This is a genomic window from Streptomyces sp. NPDC127190 (assembly GCF_042672505.1).
Lineage (GTDB): Bacteria > Actinomycetota > Actinomycetes > Streptomycetales > Streptomycetaceae > Streptomyces.
Window position 1 is genome coordinate 547,193 of record NZ_JBHXVE010000002.1, and the last position, 22,978, is coordinate 570,170.

8 protein-coding genes are annotated in these 22,978 nt (G+C 72.5%); 4 read left to right on the forward strand and 4 right to left on the reverse strand.

The window, feature by feature from the left end:
- Positions 1-2 precede the first annotated feature (2 nt).
- The 3 genes from ACFVIU_RS05645 to ACFVIU_RS05655 are packed head-to-tail and all read right to left on the reverse strand — an operon-like array spanning position 3 to position 3,595.
- Complete coding sequence (locus ACFVIU_RS05645) at positions 3-806, reverse strand: hypothetical protein (RefSeq protein ID WP_385840816.1); 804 nt, start codon at positions 804-806, stop codon at positions 3-5.
- Positions 806-2,068 carry a VWA domain-containing protein gene (locus ACFVIU_RS05650; protein WP_385840817.1) on the reverse strand — a complete coding sequence of 421 codons (1,263 nt, stop codon included), beginning with the start codon at positions 2,066-2,068 and terminating at the stop codon, positions 806-808. The genes ACFVIU_RS05645 and ACFVIU_RS05650 overlap by 1 nt, the downstream gene beginning before the upstream one ends.
- A gap of 9 nt (positions 2,069-2,077) precedes the next feature.
- Positions 2,078-3,595, reverse strand: a complete 1,518-nt coding sequence (locus ACFVIU_RS05655; RefSeq protein ID WP_385840818.1) for an IucA/IucC family protein — start codon at positions 3,593-3,595, stop codon at positions 2,078-2,080.
- 167 nt (positions 3,596-3,762) lie between these two features.
- Here ACFVIU_RS05655 and ACFVIU_RS05660 point away from each other — a divergent pair, with 167 nt between their 5' ends.
- Complete coding sequence (locus ACFVIU_RS05660) at positions 3,763-5,274, forward strand: IucA/IucC family protein (RefSeq protein ID WP_385840819.1); 1,512 nt, start codon at positions 3,763-3,765, stop codon at positions 5,272-5,274.
- Positions 5,275-5,324: 50 nt separating this feature from the next.
- On the opposite strand, the gene lpdA is transcribed toward ACFVIU_RS05660, so the two are convergent.
- A complete protein-coding gene (gene lpdA, locus ACFVIU_RS05665; RefSeq protein ID WP_385840820.1) occupies positions 5,325-6,725 on the reverse strand; it encodes a dihydrolipoyl dehydrogenase in 1,401 nt (466 codons plus the stop codon).
- A 244-nt stretch (positions 6,726-6,969) separates the two neighbouring features.
- Here lpdA and ACFVIU_RS05670 point away from each other — a divergent pair, with 244 nt between their 5' ends.
- From ACFVIU_RS05670 to ACFVIU_RS05680, 3 genes are all read left to right on the forward strand, one after another.
- Positions 6,970-7,665 carry an FAD-dependent oxidoreductase gene (locus tag ACFVIU_RS05670; RefSeq protein ID WP_385840822.1) on the forward strand — a complete coding sequence of 232 codons (696 nt, stop codon included), beginning with the start codon at positions 6,970-6,972 and terminating at the stop codon, positions 7,663-7,665.
- A 324-nt stretch (positions 7,666-7,989) separates the two neighbouring features.
- On the forward strand, positions 7,990-9,810 hold the full coding sequence (locus tag ACFVIU_RS05675) for an acyl-CoA dehydrogenase (RefSeq protein ID WP_385840823.1): 1,821 nt from the start codon (positions 7,990-7,992) through the stop codon (positions 9,808-9,810).
- A gap of 70 nt (positions 9,811-9,880) precedes the next feature.
- A complete protein-coding gene (locus ACFVIU_RS05680) occupies positions 9,881-22,960 on the forward strand; it encodes a type I polyketide synthase (RefSeq protein ID WP_385840824.1) in 13,080 nt (4,359 codons plus the stop codon).
- Positions 22,961-22,978: the final 18 nt, after the last annotated feature.

A 22,978-nucleotide genomic window follows, 5' to 3' on the forward strand; every position in this document is an offset into this window, starting at 1 on the left:
GGTCAGGCGCTCGGGGGGACGCGGGAGGGGCGGCCCGAGCCCCGGGTCAGGGTGTAGCCGCCGATGCCGGCCAGTGCCGCCAGCGCGGCGCCGATCCCCGTCCACACCCAGCGGTCGGTCCACCAGCCCGACGACCAGCCGTCGTGGGAGCCGAAGCTGGACAGCACCGCGGTCTTCCCGGAACCCTTGCCGTCGGCCTTGGACGCGACCGCGATCCCGGGGACCAGCGGCTTGCCCAGCGAGCCGTCCACCGCGGCCGCGCCGCCGATGTCCTTGGAGCCCACCCGCACCTCGGCGCTCACCGGCAGACCGAGGTCGGCGTTGCCGAGGTCCACCACCGTCAGCCGGACGTAGTACGTGCCGGGCAGCGGGTCGTTCGCCCACGCCTCGGACCAGCCGCGCACGGTACGCAGCACACAGGCCAGCTGCACCGTGCCCGGGCCCTGCGCGGCGCGGGTGGACGCGCCGTACTGGCAGGCCTGGCGGCGCCGCAGCCCGTCGTACACATCGAGCTGCCAGGTCTCGGTGCCGTGCGTCTGCGGCAGCTTCACCGTCGCCTTGACGGTCGGCCGCTGACCGCTGTCCGCCGGGAACGACCAGTACAGGTAGTCACCGGTGGAACCGGACGCGGTGGCCTGCTGTCCCTGCTCGATCTCGGTGGCGGTACGGAAGGAGGTGCCCGCCCGGGTGGGCACCTGGCCGTCACCGGAGGCGCTCGGGGACGGGGAGGGGGAGTCGGCGGCGGCCGGACCCGCGGCCAGTCCCAGCGCCAGCAGCGCGGCGCCCAACGCTCGTGTGATCCGCATCAGTTCGTCCTCCAGACGGCGACCCGCCAACGCGACAGCCAGCCCCACAGCAGCCCCGCGAGGAAGCCGAACAGCACCAGTGCGCCGAGCAGCCACCAGCCGCGGCCGAGCCCGAAGGACGCCACGTCGTGGTGGCCGGACGGGCCGTCCACCACGTCCACCGTCAGCTCCAGCGGCAGACCCGGCGTGGTCTTCACGCCGGCCGCGGCCGAGAAGGAGTGGGTGACCTGGAGGCACACGGTCTCGGCGGTCGCGTTGTCGTCGTCGCTCTCCGGCTTCGGGTAGCGCAGCCCGGTGGAGATCACGTCCGTACGGCCGGTGCCCGCCGCCTCGCCGCGCACTATCTCGCGGCCGTGCAGCGTCACCGCCCGCAGCAGCACCCCGTAGTCGGGGTTGACGGCCCGGTCGTCGGCCACGCTCACCGAGGCGCGCAGCTCCTGGCCCGGCTCGACGGAGACCTTGTACCAGCGCTGCTGCCCGAACTGCTCGCGGTCGGTGTACAGCCCCGACTTCAGCGTCGGCGCGGCCGTGCACTGGGCCGCGCCCTCGGTGGCCACCGGGGTGACCACCGGATCGGCGGCCCGGTCCACCAACTGGTTGACCCGGTCGCTCAGTTCCTCCCGGTGCCGCACATCGGTGTAGGTGCCGCCGGTGGCGTCCGCGATGCAGCTGAGCTGGTCGCGGGTCTTGGCGTCCGGCACCAGACCGAGGGTGTCGATGGTGAGCCCGATGCCCTTGGCCGCGATCTCCCGGGCCACCTCGCACGGGTCGAGCGGCGCGCAGGTGTCCTCACCGTCACTGATCAGGACGATACGGCGGGTTCCGCTGCCCCCGTCGAGATCGTTGGCCGCCTTCAGCAGGGCGGGCCCGATCGGCGTCCAGCCGGTCGGCTGGAGGGTGGCCACCGCCGTCTTGGCGTCGGTCCGGTTCAGCGGGCCGACCGGATACAGCTGCGCGGTGTCCTTGCAGCCCTCCTGGCGGTCGTTGCCGCGGTAGTTGGCGCCCAGGGTGCGGATGCCGAGCTGGACCTCCTGCGGGGTCGCGTCCAGCACCTCGTTGAACGCCTGCTTCGCCGCGGCCATCCGGGAGCCGCCGTCGATGTCCCGGGCGCGCATGGAACCGCTGACGTCCAGGACGAGTTCGACCTTCGGCGCGGTCTGGTCCGTCTCGTCGGCCACAGCCCCGCCGGGGAACGCGATCCCGGCCGCCAGGGCGGCGAGCAGAGCGCAGACTCCCGCCGCCAGCCGTTGTCTTCTGATCATCGCCGGATCTTATTGATCAGACGGGCCGGGCTCCAAAACGAGCGGGTTGGGCAGCAGCGCCCACTGGTCACCGGGGGTGTCCGGGGACAGCCGCATCAGCGTCAGCGCCTTGGCGGGCAGCGGCGCCCGGCGCAGGGCCGCCAGGTCGGCGGTGTCCGGCAGGTCCGGTACGACGGCCCCGAGCGCCGCACCCAGGGCGGCCCCGGAACCCGCCGTACCGGCCAGGGCGCCCGCCACCAGGGACCCGAACAGCTTGCGCCGCAGGGCCGTTTCGTCGTCGGTGACCAGACGGCCGCCGAGCCGCGGCGGGGCGATGCCGTGCCGGGCCAGCCGGGCGGGGCTGACCCGGATGTCGGCCAGGTCGCGGTAGACCAGGCGCAGCGGGGTGCCGTCCGCCGCGAGCACCACCAGGAGGTTCTGGCCGTGCGCCTCCAGGGCCACGCCGAGGTCGAGCAGGCGCAGGCCCACCGTGAGCGCCAGCCGGGCGAACCCGGCGAGCCAGTCGGGGGAGCCGGGCAGCTCGGTGCCGGCCAGCGCGGCCACCGGCAGGACGCGTTCGCCGGGGCCGGCGTACACCTCCGGCGGCTCCCGCAGCAGCGCGGCCAGCTCGGGGGAGTGGGCCGTGACCGCGCCCAGGGTGCGGGTGATGTGCAGCAGCCCGTCCGTGCGCGCGGTCAGTTCCTCGGCCAGTGCCGCCAGCGGCGCGGCGGCCGCCACCGAGTACGGCGAGATGGTCCGCACCGAGGACGTCAGCCGCGCGCTCAGCGCGGTCTTCACATGCGGGCCGCCGGGCAGCGCGAGCGTGCGCAGCGACATCAGGGGGTGCGCCGGGCGCCACCGGGCGACCGGCCGGTCGAGGGCGTGCGCCGCCTGCCAGGGGTGCACCGGGATCAACAGGCGTTCCCCGTTGCGGAGTTCCGCCGGCCACTCACCGGTGAGCAGGCACTCGTCCGCGGGGACCGGCACCGTGCCCAGCTCCACCACCGGCCGGTGCTCCGGGGCGTACGCCAGCTGGTCGGCCACCGAGAAGCCGGGCCGGGCCCGGCAGTTGGGGTGGAACGGGTGCCCGTCGACCACCCGCTGCTCCCACTCCCAGTCGTGCTCCGGCCACTCCTTCGGGTGATCCGCGGCGGCCCGGGACAGCGCCAACGACGCGGTGCTGTGCGCGAGGTCGGCGGCGAAGGCGGACCCGTGCGGCATCCCGAGCGCGGTCATCAGGGCGGCCGGGTCCGCGTACCGCTCGCGGCCGATCCGGACACCGGTGACGTAGGCGCTGGTGGCGTACGGGTCCGGGTGCGGCCCGTACAGGGTCCGGCCGTCGGCGAGCCGCAGCGCCAGGGAGTGCGTCCCGCGCACCCGGCCGGCCAGCCACGGCAGCGGTTCATGGGCGAGCGCCCGCCACAGCCGGGTCAGCACGGCGGCCCGGGCGCCGGGCAGCTCCTCCCGGTACCGGGGCAGCAGGGCGGGCCGTACGACGGCCAGCTCCTCGGCGACCTCGGCCTCGCTGCCGGGGTGCGGACGGTGCACGGCGGTCTCCTCGGGTACACGGGCACGGACAGGGGCAGGGTGCATGACGCACGGCCGCGGTGCACGGACCGTGCGTCACGATTGTCCCGGACGCCGGAGATACTGATCGCGACGGCCCACGGCGTTCCGCCCGCCGGCCCCGTAGCGAACGACACCGAGAACGACGAATGGATCGCGTGGAACGCGTGGACCGCACACCCCCCACTGTCGCGGCCGGCCGCCGCGCCGACGCCTACGCCGCCGCGCCCCTGCTCAACTGCCTGCTGCGCGAGGTGGCCCAGCCGGTCCCGGGCCCGGACGGGCAACCGGTGCACCGGCTGCCCGGCAGCGGCCGGCTGCTGCGGGTGCGCGGCCGGCGGCGCCCCGCCGATCCCGAGGTGTACACCGCCGGGGCCTGGCACCCGGTCGGCCACACCGAACTGGTGAAACTGGTCGCCGAGGAGCTGCGCCGGCACACCGGCCTGCCGGGCGGCGACCTGCCCGCCGAGATGATCGACAGCCGGAACGCGGTCGCCGCCCTGCTCGCCGCCCGGGACCGGGCGACCCCGCCCGCGGACCCGTACCTGCGCTCCGAGCAGTCGCTGATCACCGGGCACCCCTGCCATCCGGCGCCCAAGGCGCGCGGCGGCGGCCCGGTCGCGTCCTGGCTGCCGTACGCCCCGGAGGCGCACGCCCGCTTCCCGCTGGTGCTGCTCGGCGTCCGCGAGGACCAGGCCGTCGACGAGGGCGACACCCGTGCCCTGGACGCGCTCGGCACCGCCCCGCCCGGATACCGGCTGCTGCCCGCCCACCCCTGGCAGCTCGACCTGGTCGGCCGCGACCTCGCCCCCGCCTTCGCCGACGGCCGGCTGCTCCGGCTCGGCACCACCGCCTTCGACACCTGGCCGACCGCGGCGGTGCGCACGGTGTACGAGCCCGGGCACGACCTCTTTCTGAAGTTCAGCCTGGACGTGCGCATCACCAACGACATCCGCCGGCTGTGGCGCCACGACCTGACCCGGCTGCGCCGTACCGACGCGGCCGCCGGGCGGGCCCTGGCCGGGCTCGGGCCCACCGCGGCCTGGCTGAGCGACCGCGGCTACCGCACGGCCGCCTTCGCCTTCGAGGAGCTGGCCGTGCTGGTCCGGGACGGACTGCGCGGCCATCTGCTGCCCGGTGCGGTGCCGCTGCTCGCGGCGGGGCTCGCGGAGGGGTTCGAGGGCAGCCCGCTGGCCGCCACCGCGGACCCGGCCGGCTGGTGGGAGGCGTATCTGCGCCAGGTCGTCCCGCCGGCGCTGGCCGCCTTCGACGGTCACGGGGTGGTCGTCGAGGCCCATCTCCAGAACACCCTGGTCGCCGTCGACGCGGCCGGTACGCCGGTGCAGGTGCTGTTCCGGGACGCCGAGGGCGTGAAGCTGCTGCCGGACGTGACCCGGGCCGCGGGCTGGCAGCGGCTGGTGTACTGCCTGGTCGTCAACCACCTCACGGAGATCGCCGGGGCGCTCGCCGAGCAGCACGGCGGCTACGACCCGTGGCCCGCCGTCCGCCGCGAACTGGCCCGGCACGACCTGCCCGAGATCCCCGCCCTGCTGGCCGCGCCGACCCTGCCGGGCAAGACCAACCTGCTGCTGCGCTGGACCGGCGCGGACGGCGCGGACGCCCGCTATCTGCCCCTGCCGAACCCGCTGGCAGGGGCGTGACGCGGCCGCTGCGGTGAGGGCCCGTGGCCGCCACCGCAGCGGGGCGCCGGCTACATGTTGATCATGTGTCCGGCCAGGCCGTGAACGGCCTCCTTGACCGCCTCGCCCAGCGTGGGGTGCGCGTGCACGTTGCGGGCGATCTCATGGACCGTCAGGTCCCACTGCTGGGCCAGGGTCAGCTCCGGCAGCAGCTCGGTGACCTCGGGGCCGATGAGGTGGGCGCCGAGCAGCTCCCCGTGGGTGCCGTCGCTGATGATCTTCACAAAGCCGACCGGGTGGCCCAGGCCGTGCGCCTTGCCGTTGGCGGTGAAGGGGAACTTGACCACCTGCACGTCGTAGCCGCGCTCGCGGGCCTGCGCCTCGGTGAAGCCGAAGCTGGCCACCTGCGGCTGGCAGTAGGTGGCCCGCGGGATCATGGGGTAGTCCAGCTCCATGGTCTCCGCGTCGGCGATCGTCTCGGCCGCCACGATGCCCATGGCCTCGGCGGCGTGCGCCAGCATCAGCTTGGCGGTGACGTCGCCGATGGCGAAGATGTGCGGCACGCTGGTGCGGCAGCGGCCGTCGACGTCGACGGCGCCCCGCTCGGTGAGCCGGACACCGGTGTTCTCCAGGCCGTAGCCCTGCACGTTGGGCGCGAAGCCGATGGCCTGGAGCACCTTGTCCGTCTCCAGGACCCGGCGCTCGCCGCCCGTGTTGACGGTCACCCGGACCCGCGGGCCCGAGTCGTCGATGGTCTCGACGGCGGTGCCGGTGAGCACCTCGATGCCGAGCTTGCGGTAGTGCTTGGCGAGTTCCCTGGAGATCTCCTCGTCCTCCAGCGGGACCATGCGGTCGAGGAACTCGACGATGGTCACGTCCACGCCGTAGCTGCGCAGCACATAGGCGAACTCCACGCCGATCGCGCCCGCGCCGGCGATGACGATGCTGCCCGGCAGCGTCTCGCTGAGGATCTGGCTCTCGTAGGTGACCACGCGGTCCGACAGGGCGGTGCCCGGCAGCAGCCGCGGGCTCGCGCCGACGGCGAGGATGCAGTGGCCGAACGTCACCGTCTCGGTGCTGCCGTCCGGGCGGGTCACCACCAGGGTGTGGTCGTCGGTGAAGGCGCCCCGGCCCTCGAACTGGGTGATGGCGTTCTTCTTCATCAGATAGTGAACGCCCTTGACCCGGCCGTCGGCGACCTTGCGGCTGCGCTGATAGGCGGCTCCGTAGTCGGCGCTGACGTCACCGCCGACGGAGATCCCGTAGGACTTGGCCTCGTTCGTGACGAACTGGACCATCTCGGCGTTCCGCAGCAGCGCCTTGGAGGGGATACAGCCGACGTTGAGGCAGACACCACCCCAGTAGCGCTCCTCGACCACGGCGGTGGAGAGGCCGAGCTGCGCGCTGCGCACCGCGGCGGTGTAGCCGCCGGGGCCCGCTCCCAGAACAAGGACATCGAAATGTTGGCTCACATGGACTGATCCTCGTCCCGTGAGGCTCCGGTGTGCAACCCGCCCGGCCGGGACCCGGCCAGATCGGGGCGTAGAGAGCGCTCACGCCTGCGGACTCGCCAGAAGTGACGTTGGACACGTCGACCGAGGAGCCAACCAGTCCGGTCGCGTGATAGACATTGACCAGCTGTGACGGAAAACCATCGCTCGGTACTGACAAGTGACGAGCGGGAGTTGTAACGGCGAGCCAAGGGGGACGGGGGACGTGCTCAACGGCACGGAGAACACGTGTGACGTGGTGATCTTGGGGGTTGGATCGGGGGGATACGCGGCCGCATCGCGCGCCGCCGGACCGGGGCTTTCGGTGGCCCTGGCCGAACAGGACCGGGTGGGGGGAACCCGCCTGCACCGTGGCTGTATTCCGACCACGGCGCCGCTGCGCTCGGCCGCGGTGGCCGACTCCGCCCGCGAGCCGGGCATCCGGAGCGCGTGCGGCGGTATGGACATGCCGGGCGTCACCGCGTACAAGGACAGCGTTGTCGATCAGGTCCTGACGGACCGCCACATCGCCCTGGCCGCCGGCTCGGTGCCGGCCGCCACGCTGCCCGGCGAGGACGAGGACTCCTCGAAGGCGCTGGGAAGGGCTTTCTCCATCGAGGGCATCCTGGTCGCCGAGCGCCTCGCGGGCCTCGACCCCGCGCCGATCGACGACGACGGCGTACCCCGGGTCACCTGCGCCCAGCCTGAGGTCGCGCCGGACGAGCTCGACCGTACCGGGAGCACGGAGGATCCAGCTCTTTCCGTCGCAGGCGAGCTGATCGGCGAAGCACGGCCGACCGTCGACCGGGAAGCGCTGCACGACGACGTGGCCTCCTTCCTCCACGCACACCCCACCCAGAGCGAGACTCCCGGCGAGGCCCATCCGGCCCGCACCGGGAAGCCCCTGCACGCGCACGACTGACCCACCCCGCGGGACCCGGCCGCAGTACCCGGGCCGGAACCCGCCCCGCACCACTCAGTCCGCCACCCGCCCTTCGAACACCCGCTGCCGTGCCGGCAGCCCCGCCGTGACACCCGCACCCGCGTGCACCGGTCGCCGTCCCGACCGGCCCCGCCCCCGTGCGGCCAGAGCGTCCCCGCGTCCACGCACCCCACGGCTCCTCCGGCACACCGCCGGCCACCCGCGCCGGCCGAGCACCAACTGCCGTACGACGACAGCCACATACCGAACTCCGCACAGCTGGTCCGACAACCGACGAAGAAGACGCGACGGGGAATCAACACGATGGAACCAGGCACCTCAACGTACGAAGCCTTGTCCTCGCTGGTGCACGGCGACTCCTACCGGGAGGCGCTGCCGCGACTGGAGAAGATCTTCACGCCCGACCTCTTCGCCCGGCCCTCCGGCCTGGCCGACCAGGACCGCTACCCGCTCACCTACCAGCGGCTGCGGTACATCAACGACCGGCTGGAGACCGGCACTCCCCTGCTGCACCAGCGTGACCTGCTCTTCCCGCTGCTGGAGTGGATCGCCCTCGCCGACCCGTCGCTCTTCTACGCCTTCTTCCTGCACCACTGCACCACGATCGGCGCCATCCTCGAGTTCGGCGCCGACCGCGACGACCTCGACGACGTCCTCGCCCAGCTGGCCTCCGGCGACACCGTCGGCGCCCTGCTGATGACCGAGCTCGGCCACGGCAACAGCAACGCCGCCGTCCGCACCGAGGCCGTCTTCGACCCGGACACCCGCGAGTTCGTCCTCACCACGCCCGGCCCCGAAGCCGTCAAGTACCCGCCCAGCGTGGCCTGTCCGGGCGTACCCCGCACCGGCATCGTCACCGCCAAGCTGGTCGTCGCCGGCGAGGACCGCGGACTGTTCTGCTTCGTCGTACCGCTCCGGGACGCCGCCGGACCCTGCCCCGGCGTGGTCATCGAACCGCAGGACTCCGCGCCGATCCTCCCCCTCGACTGGGCCACCGTCTCCTTCCAGGGCGTCCGCCTGCCCTACCGCTACTGGCTGCGGGACTCCGCCACCATCGCCGACGACGGCACCTTCACCGACGCCCTCAGCAACCCCGCCCTGCGCTCCCGGCAGGCCTCCCGGCTCATCCGGTACGTCTGGGAGGTGGCCGCCGTCGGCCTCGCCGCCGTCACCCGGGCCGGCGCCGCCGTCGCCGTACGGCACGCCCACGCCCGCTACACCAACGGCACCTTCGCGGGCTTCGCCGACCCCATGCCGGTGATCCGCTACCGCAACCAGCAGCGCACCCTCTTCGGCGCCCTGTCCGCCGCCTACCTGGCCGGCATGGCCGCCAAGTCGGTCTCCGGACCGCAGCCCGTCGGACGCACCGCCGGCGAGATCCGCACCCTGTTCACCCTGAAGGCGGTCATCGACCAGCTCGCCGAGCGGGTCACCGCGGCCGGCCGCGCCGCCTCCGGCGTCCTCGGCTTCAGCCCGCAGAACCGCTTCCTGGACTACCAGGGCCTCGCCCACGCCTTCAACGCCGCCGGCCTGAGCACCCAGATCCTCTACCTCAACGCCGCCTGGACCATGGCCCTCGGCCTGGACTACCAGCCGCCCACCGCCGAGCTGCCCGCACCGCAGGAGCGCGACCTGCGCGACCCCGCCGTGTGGCAGGCGCTGACCGGCGCCCGCGAACAGCGCCTGCACGAACGCCTGGTCGCCGAACTCGGCGAGGCCCGGGCCGACGGACTCGCCGAGTTCGACGTCTGGAACGACCGCTTCGACCTCGCCGAGCAGATGGCCGAGGCGCACGCCCTGCGCCTGCTGGCCGACCTCGTCCGCACCGAGACCGACGCGCTGCCCGACGCCGAGGCGCGCCGCGTCGCCCGCGACGTGTGCTCCCTGCACCTGCTCGGCGAGATCTCCGCACAGAGCGGCTGGTACCTCGCCGAGGGGCTCCTCACCGCCGAGGAGGCCGACGCCCTGCCCGGCCTGCTCAACCGGATCTGCGAGGACCTCGCCCCGCACGCCCTGGGACTCGCGGACGCCCTGGACGTGCCCTACGACCTGGTCGGCGCGCCGATCGCGTACCCCGACTACGCGACCGCCTTCACCAAGGCCACGTTCCCCGACCCGGCGTAGCCCCGCCCCGCCCTCCCCGTAGCTCCTCCTGGCTCCTTGCACCTGCCCTGCTCGGAAGGTTTGCAGCACCATGCGAGACTCGTCCCCGGCCCGCACGTCCGAAAAGCCCGCAGAGGCCGTCGCCGTCGTCGGCATGGCCTGCCGGCTGCCACTCGCCGCAGGTCCCCAGGCGTTCGCCCGGCTCCTGCGCGACGGTGTCGACGCGATCAGGGAGGTCCCCGCGGACCGCTGGGACGCCCGCGAGCACACCGGCCCCGAGACGGACGGCACCGGCAGGGCGGGAGCCAGGTGGGGCGGCTTCCTGGACGGCGCCGACCTGTTCGACCCCGCCTTCTTCGGCATCTCGCCGCGGGAGGCCGTCGCGATGGACCCGCAGCAGCGGCTCGCCCTGGAACTCGGCTGGGAGGCCCTCGAGGACGCCGGCATCCTGCCGGAGACCCTGCGCGCCAGCTCCACCGGCGTCTTCGTCGGAGCGATCTGGGACGACTACGCCACCCTCGCCCACCGCAACGGCACCGCCGGCATCACCCAGCACACCCTGACCGGCCTCCAGCGCGGCGCCATCGCCAACCGCCTGTCCTACGTCCTGGGCCTGCGCGGACCCAGCCTCACCGTGGACAGCGGCCAGTCCTCCTCGCTCACCGCCGTCCACCTCGCCTGCGAGAGCCTGCGCACCGGCGAGTCCCGCGTCGCCCTCGCCGGCGGCGTCAACCTCGACCTCGTCCCCGAAAGCGCCCTCACGGTCGCCGAGTTCGGCGCCCTCTCCCCGGACGGCCGCTGCTTCACCTTCGACAGCCGCGCCAACGGCATCGTCCGCGGCGAGGGCGGCGGACTCGTCGTCCTCAAGCGGCTGTCCGACGCGGTGGCCGACGGCGACCGCATCCACTGTGTGATTCGCGGCAGCGCCGTCAACAACGACGGCGGCGGCGACAGCTTCGCCACCCCCAGCCGCGAGGCCCAGGCCGAACTCCTGCGCCGCGCCTACGCCAACGCCGGCGTACGCCCCGCCGACGTCCAGTACGTCGAACTGCACGGCACCGGTACCCGGGTCGGCGACCCCATCGAGGCCGCCGCCCTCGGCGAGGTCCTCGGCACCGCCCGCCCCGCGGACGAACCCCTGCTCGTCGGGTCGGTCAAGACCAACATCGGCCATCTGGAGGGCGCCGCCGGCATCGCCGGCCTCATCAAGACCGCGCTCGCCCTCAAGAACCGGGAGCTTCCCCCGAGTCTGCACTTCACCACCCCGAACCCGGCGATACCCCTGGACGAACTGCGGCTGCGCGTCCGCACCGAGAACGGTCCCTGGCCCCGGCAGGACCGCCCGCTGCTCGCCGGTGTCAGCTCCTTCGGCGTCGGTGGCACCAACTGCCATGTGGTCCTGGAGGATTGGCACACTGACACCGAGAGCGACGGCGACACCGGTGCCACCGGCCCGATACCCTGGCCGGTCTCCGCCAAGAGCGAGCGCGCCCTGCGCGGCCAGGCCGAGGCGCTCCTCGCCGCCCTGGACGACCGCACGTCCCCCCTCGACATCGGCCACTCGCTGGCCACCACCCGCACCGCCTTCCCGCACCGGGCCGTCCTGCTGGGCCGTACCACCGACGACTTCCGCACCCGCCTCGAAGCCCTCGCGGCCGGCCGCCCCGCCACCGGACTGACCGAGGGCACCGCCACCCGCACCGCCGGACCGGTCTTCGTCTTCCCCGGCCAGGGCTCGCAGTGGGCCGGCATGGCCGTCGACCTCATGGACACCACACCGGTCTTCGCCGAACACATCGCCCGCTGCGAACAGGCACTCGCCCCGCATGTGCCCTGGTCGCTCACCCATGTGCTGCGCGGCGGCAGCGAGACCGACCCCGAGCTGTCCCTCGACCGCCTCGACGTCGTCCACCCCGTCCTGTTCGCGGTGATGGTCTCCCTGGCACAGCTGTGGCGCTCGTACGGCGTGCAGCCGGCCGCCGTGATCGGCCACTCGCAGGGCGAGATCGCCGCCGCACACATCGCCGGCGCCCTCCCCCTCGACGAGGCGGCACGCGTCGTCGCCCTGCGCAGCAAGGCCTTCGCCCTGCTCGCCGGCACCGGCGGCATGGCCTCGGTCGCGCTGCCCGCCGCCGAGGTGGAACAACTGCTCGCCCCCTGGGCGGACCAGCTGTCCATCGCCGCCGTCAACGGCCCCCGCGCCGTCACCGTCTCCGGAGACGTACCGGCCCTGCACGAGCTGATCGCCCACTGCGAGAGCCAGGACATCCGCGTCCGCCTGCTCCCCATCGACTGCGCCGGCCACTCCGCCCACGTCGAGCGGATCCGCGAACCGCTGCTGGACCTGCTCGGCACCGTGACCCCCACGACCGGAAGCGTGCCGTTCTACTCCACCGTGGAGGGCCGCTGGCTGGACACCGCCGGACTCGACGCCGACTACTGGTACCGCAACTCCCGGCGCACCGTCGGCTTCGAGCCCGCCGTACGCGCCCTCGCCGAGGCGGGGCACACCACGTTCATCGAGATGAGCCCGCACCCGATTCTCGCGGCAAGCGTCCAGGAGACCGTCGAGGACACCGGCGGCACGCCCGTCGTGGTCGGCTCCCTGCGCCGCGGCGAGGGCGGCCCGGAGCGCATGCTCACCGCACTGGCCGAGGCATCGGTGCAGGGCATCGCCGTCGACTGGTCCGCCGCCTTCACCGGCACCGGCGCCCAGCGCGTCGACCTGCCCACCTACGCCTTCCAGCGCCGCCGCTACTGGCTGGACGCACCGGACGCCCGCACCGCACCGGCCACCCCCGCGTCCCCGTCCCTCGCGCCCGAGCAGGACCCGGGGGCGGACGAGGAGGACCTCCCGCTGCGCGCCCAGTGGGCCGCGCTGAGCGAGAAGGCGAGCCAGGACGCGGCACTGGACCTGATCCGCACCCACGTCGCCATCGTGCTCGGCACGACCGACAACGACGACGTCCCGACCGAGTCCTCCTTCCGTGAGCTGGGCTTCGACTCGATGATGGCGGTGCAGCTGCGGAACCGTCTGAACGCGGTGACGGGGCTGCGGCTGGCGAGCACGGTGGTGTTCGACCATCCGACGGCGGGTGAGCTGGCGCGGTTCGTACGGGCGGAGCTGCTCGGGGTGTCGGTGGTGGACGAGGAGTCCCTGCCGGTGGTGTCCGGCGGCGGCTCCGACACCGAGGCCGAGCCGGTGGCGATCGTCGGCATGGGGTGCCGGTTCCCGGGCGGGGTGAGGTCGCCGGAGGATCTGTGGCGTTTGGTCGCCTCGGCGGGCGACGCCGTGTCGTCCTGGCCGACGGACCGGGGCTGGGACGTCGAGGGGCTGTACGACCCGAACCCGGAAGCGGTGGGCAAGTCGTACTCGCGCTCGGGCGGTTTCCTCTACGACGCCGCCGAGTTCGATGCCGGGTTCTTCGGCATCTCCCCGCGCGAGGCGCTCGCCATGGATCCGCAGCAGCGGTTGTTGCTGGAGACGTCCTGGGAGGCATTCGAGCGGGCGGGCATCGACCCGGCCTCGCTGCGCGGCAGCAGCACCGGGGTCTACGTCGGCGCCATGGTCCAGGAGTACGGCCCGCGCCTCGCCGACGCCGGCTCCGAGACCGAGGGCTACCTGCTCACCGGCACCCATGGCAGCGTCACCGCCGGCCGGCTGTCGTACACGTTCGGCCTCGAAGGCCCGGCGGTCACGGTCGACACGGCGTGTTCGTCGTCGCTGGTGGCGCTGCATCTGGCGGTGCAGGCGCTGCGGCGTGGCGAGTGCCGGATGGCGCTGGCGGGCGGTGTCACGGTGATGTCGTCGCCGGGTCTGTTCGTGGAGTTCAGCCGCCAGCGCGGGCTGTCGGAGGACGGCCGCTGCAAGGCGTTCGCGGAGGGCGCGGACGGCACCGGCTGGGCCGAGGGTGTGGGTGTGCTGGTGGTCGAGCGGCTCTCGGACGCCGTACGGCTCGGGCATCCGGTGTTGGCTGTGGTGCGGGGGAGTGCGGTCAATCAGGACGGTGCGAGCAATGGGCTGACGGCGCCGAACGGGTTGTCGCAGCAGCGGGTGATCCGGCAGGCGCTGGCGGACGCCCGGCTGGGTGCGGCGGATGTCGACGCGGTCGAGGCGCATGGCACCGGCACGCGTCTGGGTGACCCGATCGAGGCGCAGGCGCTGATCGCGACGTATGGGCAGGAGCGTCCGGCCGAACAGCCGCTGTATCTGGGCTCGTTGAAGTCGAACATCGGGCATGCGCAGGCTGCTGCGGGTGTGGGTGGTGTCATCAAGATGGTGATGGCGCTGCGGCATGGTGTGCTGCCGAAGACCCTGCATGTCGATGCGCCGTCATCGCATGTGGACTGGTCGGCCGGTGCGGTGGAGCTGCTGACCGAGGAGCGGGAGTGGCCCGAGGTCGGCCGGCCGCGCCGTGCGGCGGTCTCCTCCTTCGGTATGAGCGGCACCAACGCTCACGTGGTGATCGAGCAGGTGCCTGCGGAGACGTCCGCCGACGTGGAACCGGCTTCCCATGTCACCGGACCGGTGCCGTGGGTGGTGTCGGGTCGGAGTGCGGAGGCGTTGCGGGCGCAGGCTGATGTGTTGCGGGCGTTTGTGGCGGGGCGTGAGGGGTTGGATCTGGCGGGTGTGGGGGCTGCGCTGGTGTCTGCGCGGTCGGTGTTCGAGCATCGGGCTGTGGTGGTGGCCGGTGAGCGGGATGAACTCCTTTCTCAGCTGGGCGTGTTGGTGTCGGGTGGGGTGGGTTCTGGTGTGGTGAGTGGTGTGGGTGTGGATGGTCGTCGGGTGGTGTTTGTGTTTCCGGGTCAGGGGTCGCAGTGGGTGGGGATGGCGGCGGGGTTGTGGGAGTCGTCGTCGGTGTTTCGTGGGCGGATGGTGGAGTGTGAGGCGGCGTTGGGGCCGTTTGTTGATTGGTCGTTGTCGTCGGTGGTGTTGGGTGAGGTGGGGGCGCCTGGTTTTGATCGGGTGGATGTGGTGCAGCCGGTGTTGTGGGCTGTGATGGTGTCGTTGGCGGAGTTGTGGCGGTCGTGTGGGGTGGAGCCGGCGGCTGTGGTGGGGCATTCGCAGGGTGAGATTGCGGCTGCGTGTGTGGCGGGGGTTTTGTCGCTGGAGGACGCGGCCCGCGTCGTTGCTCTGCGGAGCCGGGCGTTGGGTGTGCTGGCAGGGCGGGGTGGCATGGTGTCGGTTGCTCTGCCAGTCGATGACGTCCGCTCGCGGCTGGGTGAGGGGTTGTGGGTGGCCGCGGTGAACGGGCCGCTGTCGACGGTGGTTTCGGGTGATGTCGCGGCTCTGGATGGCCTGTTGGCGGCGTGTGAGGCGGAGGGGGTGCGGGCCCGCCGGATTCCGGTGGACTATGCCTCGCATTCAGCTCATGTGGAGGAGATCGAGCAGGAGTTGTTGGAGCTGCTCGCTCCGGTGTCTCCGCGTGCGGGTGGGGTGCCGTTCTATTCGGCGGTGACGGGTGGTGTGGTGGATGGTGCTGGGCTGGATGCCGGGTACTGGTACACGAACCTCCGCGAGACGGTGGACTTCCATGGTGCGACGCGGGCGTTGCTCGCGGACGGTTTCGATGTGTTTGTCGAGGCGAGTGCGCATCCGGTGTTGACGGCGTCGGTGGAGGAGAGTGTCGAGGAAGCCGACGTTTCTGCTGTGGTCCTGGGGACGCTGCGACGCAACGAAGACGAACAGCGGCGCTTTGTGATGTCGTTGGCTGAGGCGTTTGTTGCTGGGCTTGATGTGCGGTGGCCGGTGGGTGGGCGGCCGGTGGAGCCGTGGGAGCTGCCGACGTATGCCTTCCAGCACGAGCGGTACTGGCTCGACGGGACGAGTGCCACACCGTCCGACAGTGCCGCCGACCCGGAGGAGAACCGGTTCTGGGCGGCCGTCGACAGCGCGGACCAGAGCGAACTCGCCGACCTGCTCGGGGTGGACGACACCGCCCGGCTGGAGGACGTCATCGGCCTGCTCGGCCCGTGGCGCCGTGACAGCCGGGAGCGCTCCGAGGCGGACGCCTGGCACTACCGCGTCGACTGGAAGCCGGTGCCCGAGGCGCGGTCGGCGGCGCTGACCGGCGCCTGGCTGCTCGCCGTACCGGACGGCGCCTCCGCCCACCCGTGGGCCGACGCGGTGGAAGACACTCTGGTGTCCGCCGGTGCCCGCGTGATCCGGCTCGCCGTGGAAGCGGACTGCGACCGGGAACCGCTGGCCCGGCGCATCACCGAGGCGCTCGCCACGCTCGACGGTGCCGAACCGGCCGGTGTGCTGTCCCTGCTGGCCCTGGACGAGACCCCGCGCCCGGACCAGCCGGCACTGACCGCCGGACCCGCCGGCACGCTGCTGCTGATCCAGGCCCTCGGCGACGCCGCCGTACGCGCGCCCCTGTGGTGTGCCACCCGTGGTGCCGTGCGGGTCTCCGACGCGGACACGGACGCACGTCCCGAGCAGGCGCAGGTGTGGGGGCTCGGACTGGTCGCCGGGCTGGAGCACTCCGACCGCTGGGGCGGCCTGATCGACCTGCCGGGGGCCCCCGACCCGCAGACGCTGCACCGGCTGTGCGGCACGCTCGCCGGTGCGCAGGGCGAGGACCAGCTCGCGCTCCGCCCGTCCGGGAGCTTCGCCCGGCGCCTGGTGCGGGTGGCCCGCAAGGCGCTGCACGGCCGCCCCGGCTGGCAGCCGCGCGGCACGGTCCTGATCACCGGTGGCACCGGTGCCGTCGGCGGCCGGTTCGCCCGCTGGCTGGCGGCCAACGGCGCCGACCACCTCGTCCTCACCAGCAGGCAGGGCGGCTCCGCGCCCGGCGCCCGGGAGCTGGAGGCCGAGCTGACGGCCCTCGGCGCCCGGGTCACCCTCGCGGCCTGTGACGTCGCGGACCGGGAGGCGCTGGCCGGACTCGTCGCATCGGTCGCCGCCGACGGCGAGCCCGTCCGCGCGGTCATCCACGCCGCCGGTACGACCGACTCCGCGCCGCTGGCCGAGACGGGCCTGGACCTGCTGGCCCGGCTCACCTCCGCCAAGGTGCGCGGCGCCCACCACCTCGACGACGTCTTCCGGGACACCGACCTCGACGCGTTCGTCCTCTTCTCCTCCGGCGCCGGCATCTGGGGCGGCGGCGGACAGGGCGCCTACGCGGCGGCCAACGCCCACCTCGACGCGCTCGCGCAGGCCCGCCGGTCCCGGGGACGGACCGCGCTGTCGGTGGCCTGGGGCCTCTGGGGCGGCGGTGGCATGGCCGACGGCGAGGTCGGCGACCGGATCCTCAGCCGTGGCGTACGGGTCATGAACCCGGACCAGGCGGTCGCCGCACTGGCGCCCGCCACAGCGGCCACCGAGCCGACGCGGATCGTCGCCGACATCGACTGGGAGGTCTTCGCCCCCCAGTTCACCGCCGTACGGCACGCCCCGCTGCTCTCGGACCTGCCCGAGGTGCAGGCGGTGCTGAAGGAGGAGACCGACGGCGCGGCACAGGGCGCGGCCCCGTCGGCGCTGCTCGACGGCCTGACCGAGGCGGAGCAGTACCTGGCCGTACTCGACCTGGTCCGCGCGGAGGCCGCGGCGGCACTCGGCCACAACACCACCGATCCCGTCGCTCCGGACCGCGCGTTCCGTGAGCTGGGCTTCGACTCGATGATGGCGGTGCAGCTGCGGAACCGTCTGAACGCGGTGACGGGGCTGCGGCTGGCGAGCACGGTGGTGTTCGACCACCCGACGGCCAGTGAGCTGGCGCGGTTCGTACGGGCGCAGCTGCTGGGTGTGTCGGCGGTGGAGGAGGAGTCCCTGCTGGTGGTGTCCGGCGGCGGCTCCGACACCGAGGCGGAGCCGGTGGCGATCGTGGGGATCGGGTGCCGGTTCCCGGGCGAGGTCAGGTCGCCGGAGGACCTGTGGCGGCTGGTGATGTCCGGGTCGGACGCGGTGTCCGGATTCCCGGTGGACCGCGGCTGGGACCTGGACGCCCTGTTCGATCCGGACCCGGACGCGGTGGGGAAGTCGTACACACGGTCCGGTGGCTTCCTCTACGACGCCGCCGAGTTCGATGCCGGGTTCTTCGGTATCTCGCCACGTGAGGCGCTCGCCATGGATCCGCAGCAGCGCTTGTTGCTGGAGACGTCGTGGGAGGCGATCGAGCGGGCGGGGATCGACCCGGCCTCGCTGCGGGGCAGCCGTACCGGCGTCTACGTCGGCGCCATGGTCCAGGACTACGGCCACCGACTGCACCAGGGCACGGCCGAGACGGAAGGCCACATCCTGACCGGCACCACCGGAAGCGTGGTCTCGGGCCGGCTGTCGTACACCTACGGCCTGGAGGGCCCGGCGGTCACCGTCGACACGGGCTGCTCCTCCTCCCTCGTCACCCTTCACCTCGCGGTACGGGCGCTGCGCAGCGGCGAGTGCTCACTGGCCCTGGCCGGCGGCGTGACCGTCATGCCGACTCCCGGACCCTTCATCGAGTTCAGCCGCCAGCGCGGGTTGTCGGAGGACGGCCGCTGCAAGGCGTTCGCCGAGGCCGCGGACGGCACCGGCTGGGCCGAGGGTGTGGGTGTGCTGGTGGTGGAGCGGCTGTCGGATGCCCTCAAGAACGGGCATCCGGTGCTGGCCGTCGTCCGGGGGAGTGCGGTCAACCAGGACGGTGCGAGCAATGGGCTGACGGCGCCGAACGGGTTGTCGCAGCAGCGGGTGATCCGGCAGGCGCTGGCCGATGCCCGGCTCGGTACGGCCGACGTCGATGTGGTGGAGGGACACGGTACGGGCACGCGCCTGGGTGACCCGATCGAGGCGCAGGCGCTGCTGGCCACATATGGCCAGGGGCGTGGCGACCAGTCCCCGTTGTTCCTGGGCTCGTTGAAGTCGAACATCGGGCATGCGCAGGCTGCCGCCGGTGTGGGTGGTGTCATCAAGATGGTGATGGCGCTGCGGCACGGTGTGCTGCCGAAGACGCTGCATGTGGATGAGCCGTCATCGCATGTGGACTGGTCGGCCGGTGCGGTGGAGCTGCTGACCGAGGAGCGGGACTGGCCCGAGGTCGACCGGCCCCGACGCGCCGGTGTCTCCGCCTTCGGAGTGGGCGGTACCAACGCGCACGTCGTGATCGAGCAGCCGCCCGCGGTGGAACACCGTGCCCCCGAAGAGCCCGGACTCGGCGTGGTGCCGTGGGTGGTGTCGGGTCGGAGTGCGGAGGCGTTGCGGGCGCAGGCTGATGTGTTGCGGGCGTTTGTGGCGGGGCGTGAGGGGTTGGATCTGGCGGGTGTGGGGGCTGCGCTGGTGTCTGCGCGGTCGGTGTTCGAGCATCGGGCTGTGGTGGTGGCTGGTGAGCGGGATGAACTGCTTGCTGGTTTGGGGTCGTTGGTGTCGGGTGGGGTGGGTTCTGGTGTGGTGAGTGGTGTGGGTGTGGGTGGTGGTCGGGTGGTGTTTGTGTTTCCGGGGCAGGGGTCGCAGTGGGTGGGGATGGCGGCGGGGTTGTGGGAGTCGTCGTCGGTGTTTCGTGGGCGGATGGTGGAGTGTGAGGCGGCGTTGGGGCCGTTTGTTGATTGGTCGTTGTCGTCGGTGGTGTTGGGTGAGGTGGGGGCGCCTGGTTTTGATCGGGTGGATGTGGTGCAGCCGGTGTTGTGGGCTGTGATGGTGTCGTTGGCGGAGTTGTGGCGGTCGTGTGGGGTGGAGCCGGCGGCTGTGGTGGGGCATTCGCAGGGTGAGATTGCGGCTGCGTGTGTGGCGGGGATTCTGTCGCTGGAGGACGCGGCCCGCGTCGTTGCTCTGCGGAGCAAGGCGTTGGGTGTGCTGGCGGGGCGGGGTGGCATGGTGTCGGTTGCTCTGCCGGTCGATGACGTCCGCTCGCGGCTGGGCGAGGGGTTGTGGGTGGCGGCGGTGAACGGGCCGTTGTCGACGGTGGTTTCCGGTGACGTCGCGGCTCTGGATGGCCTGTTGGCGGCGTGTGAGGCGGAGGGGGTGCGGGCCCGCCGTATCCCGGTGGACTATGCCTCGCATTCGGCCCATGTGGAGGAGATCGAGCAGGAGTTGTTGGAGCTGCTCGCTCCGGTGTCTCCGCGTCAGGGTGAGGTGCCGTTCTATTCGGCGGTGACGCGTGGCGTGGTGGACGGTCCCGGGCTGGATGCCGGGTACTGGTACACGAACCTCCGCGAAACAGTGGACTTCCACGGCGCGACGCGGGCGTTGCTCGCGGACGGCTTTGATGTGTTTGTCGAGGCGAGTGCGCATCCGGTGTTGACGGCGTCGGTGGAGGAGAGTGTCGAGGAAGCCGACGCTTCTGCTGTGGTCCTGGGGACGCTGCGACGCAACGAAGACGAACAGCGGCGCTTTGTGATGTCGTTGGCTGAGGCGTTTGTTGCGGGGCTTGATGTGCGGTGGCCGGTGGGTGGGCGGCCGGTGGAGCCGTGGGAGCTGCCGACGTACGCCTTCCAGCGCGAGCGGTACTGGCTGGAGCCGGTGCGGGCGCAGGTGACGGATGCGGCCGGCCTGGGTCTGGAGGGGCTCGGGCATGGGCTGCTGGGTGCGCTGGTGCCGGTGCCGGACTCCGATGGTGTGGTGCTGACGGGGTCGGTGTCGCTGAAGTCGCATCCCTGGCTCGCCGAGCACGCTGTGTTCGGCACCGCGCTCCTGCCCGGCACGGCCTTCGTGGAGATGGCGGCACGGGCCGGTGCGGAAGCCGGTACGCCGGTGATTCGCGAACTGGTCATCGAAGCACCGCTGTTGGTGCCGGACCAGGGCGAGACAGGGCTTCACGTGAGTGTGGCCGGTGCGGACGAGTCCGGCTGCCGGACGCTGGTGGTGCGCTCCCGCTCCGACGAGGAGTGGACCGTGCACGCCCGGGCCGTCCTGGCCCCCGCGTCAGCCGAGGCCCCCGGCCTCCAGCCCGCCGCCTGGCCGCCGGTGGATGCGGAGAGGGTGGATGTCTCCGGGCTGTACGGGGAGTTCGCGGCGGCTGGTTATGACTATGGGCCGTTGTTCCAGGGTGTGCGGGCGGTATGGCGTCGGCCTGGTGAGGTGTTCGCGGAGGTCGAGCTGGGGCAGGGCGTGGGCGAGGGGTTCGCGGTACATCCGGCGCTGTTGGATGCGGCGTTGCACTCGCTGGTGTTGATCGATCCGGATGCGGAGGGGGTCGGGGAGCCGCGGTTGCCGTTCTCGTGGACGGGTGTGTCGCTGGCGTCTACCGGTGCCACGGCTCTGCGGGTGCGGTTGACCGCGGGCGGCGACGGTGACGACACCGTGTCCCTGACGGCGACGGACCCGGACGGCCGGACGGTGGTCTCGGTCGAGTCGCTGGTACTGCGCATCGTGAGCGCCGAGCAGTTGCGCGTCGGTCGCCAGCAGGGCATCCACCGGCTGGAATGGCGCCAGATCCAGCCGGCCCCGGAGCAGCTGGCCGACGGCGCTTGGGTCGTACTGACACCTGACCTCGATCTGGGCGTGCTGGGCGAGTCGGTTCCGGAGGTGGTGGTCGCGCCGTTCGCGGGGGGTGCTGTCTCGGCGGGGGAGGCGCGTGCGGCCACGCAGCGTGCTCTGACTCTGATTCAGGAGTTCCTGGCGGATGAGCGATTGGTGTCTTCGCGGTTGGTGTTCGCCACCCGGGGTGCGGTGGCGGTGCGGCCGGGTGAGGACGTGACGGATCTGGTGTGTGCGCCGGTGTGGGGTCTGGTGCGGTCGGCGCAGCGGGAGCATCCGGAGCGGGTGTGGCTGGTGGACGGTGCGGACGAGGCGCTGGCGGCGCGTTTGGCCTGTGGTGGTGAGTCGCAGCTGGCGGTGCGGGACGGGGTGGTGTTCGTGCCGCGTCTGGTACGGCACACCCCGCAGCCGTCCGCTGCCCCGGCCATGGGTGGGGGCACGGTGCTGGTCACCGGTGGTACCGGGACGGTGGGTGCGTTGGTGGCCCGGCATCTGGTGGTCGAGCACGGGGTCAGGGATCTGCTGCTGACCAGTCGACGCGGTGAACAGGCGCCTGGCACACAGGAGTTGACCCGGGAACTGTCGGGGTTGGGGGCGCGGGTGTCGGTTGCCGCGTGTGATGCGGCCGATCGTGATGCCTTGGCGCCTGTGCTGGCGGCGATACCGCAGGAGCGTCCGCTGACCGCGGTGATCCATGCAGCTGGTGTGCTGGACGACGCGGTGGTGACCGGGTTGACCCCCGAGCAGCTGGAGCGGGTCCTGCGTCCGAAGATCGACGCGGCCCTCAACCTCCACGACCTCACCCGAAACCACCCGCTCCAGGCTTTCATCCTGTTCTCGGGAGCCGCGGCCACCTTCGGCAGCTCCGGCCAGGCGCACTACGCGGCGGCCAATGTGTTCCTCGAAGCGCTCGCCGCCCACCGGGCCGCCCACGGACTGCCCGGCACCGCACTCGGCTGGGGCTTCTGGGCCGAACGCAGCGAGATGACGGAACACCTGGACGCGATCGCCATGCGGCGCATCGCACAGCTCGGCCTCGCGGAGATGACCTCCGAGCAGGGACTCGATCTGTTCGACGAGGCCATACGCACCGGGGAGGCCTTCGTCCTGCCCGCCCTGCTGAACGAGGCGAGCCTGCGCGAGCAGGCCGCCGCGGGCACCCTGCCGGCCATCCTGCACGAACTGGTCCGCAGGCCCGCCCACCGTGCGACGGCCACGGCGGACCCGTCGGCGACGGTCGGCCACGGCCCGGTCACGGACACCGCCACCCTGGCCGACCGCCTGGCGGCCATGCCCGAGGCGGAGCGGACCGAGGAACTGCGCGACCTGGTCTGTGCGCAGGCCGCCGGGGTCCTCGGCCACACCACGGCCACCGCGGTGAAGTCGCACCAGACCTTCAAGGAGCTGGGCTTCGACTCGCTCGGCGCGGTGGAACTCCGCAACCGGCTGATGCGGGCCACCGGTCTGCGTCTCTCCGCCACGCTCGCCTTCGACTATCCGACACCGGCCGCGCTCGCGGAGCACTTGTGGGGCGAACTGCGTCCGGAAGAGGAGTCGTTGACGGACCGGGTGCTCAGCGAACTCGACGATCTGGAGTCCGCGCTCGCCACCCTGGCCCCCGACGAGCAGGCACGCGAACGCGTGCTGAGCCGGATGCAGCAACTCGTCGCCAAGCACCTCGACGCCCGGCCGGCGACGCCCGACGAACCCTCCGGCGTGGAACGGTTCGACGCGGCCAGTGACGACGAGCTGTTCGACTTCCTCGACAAAGGCATCTGACAGCTCAGCAGGCGACGG

What these genes read in the sequence shown, in the direction of transcription:
- ACFVIU_RS05645 (WP_385840816.1), bottom strand. Translation starts at nt 806, where the DNA reads ATGCGGATCACACGAGCGTTGGGCGCCGCGCTGCTGGCGCTGGGACTG.
- ACFVIU_RS05650 (WP_385840817.1), bottom strand. Translation starts at nt 2,068, where the DNA reads ATGATCAGAAGACAACGGCTGGCGGCGGGAGTCTGCGCTCTGCTCGCC.
- ACFVIU_RS05660 (WP_385840819.1), top strand. Translation starts at nt 3,763, where the DNA reads ATGGATCGCGTGGAACGCGTGGACCGCACACCCCCCACTGTCGCGGCC.
- ACFVIU_RS05675 (WP_385840823.1), top strand. Translation starts at nt 7,990, where the DNA reads ATGGAACCAGGCACCTCAACGTACGAAGCCTTGTCCTCGCTGGTGCAC.
- ACFVIU_RS05680 (WP_385840824.1), top strand. Translation starts at nt 9,881, where the DNA reads ATGCGAGACTCGTCCCCGGCCCGCACGTCCGAAAAGCCCGCAGAGGCC.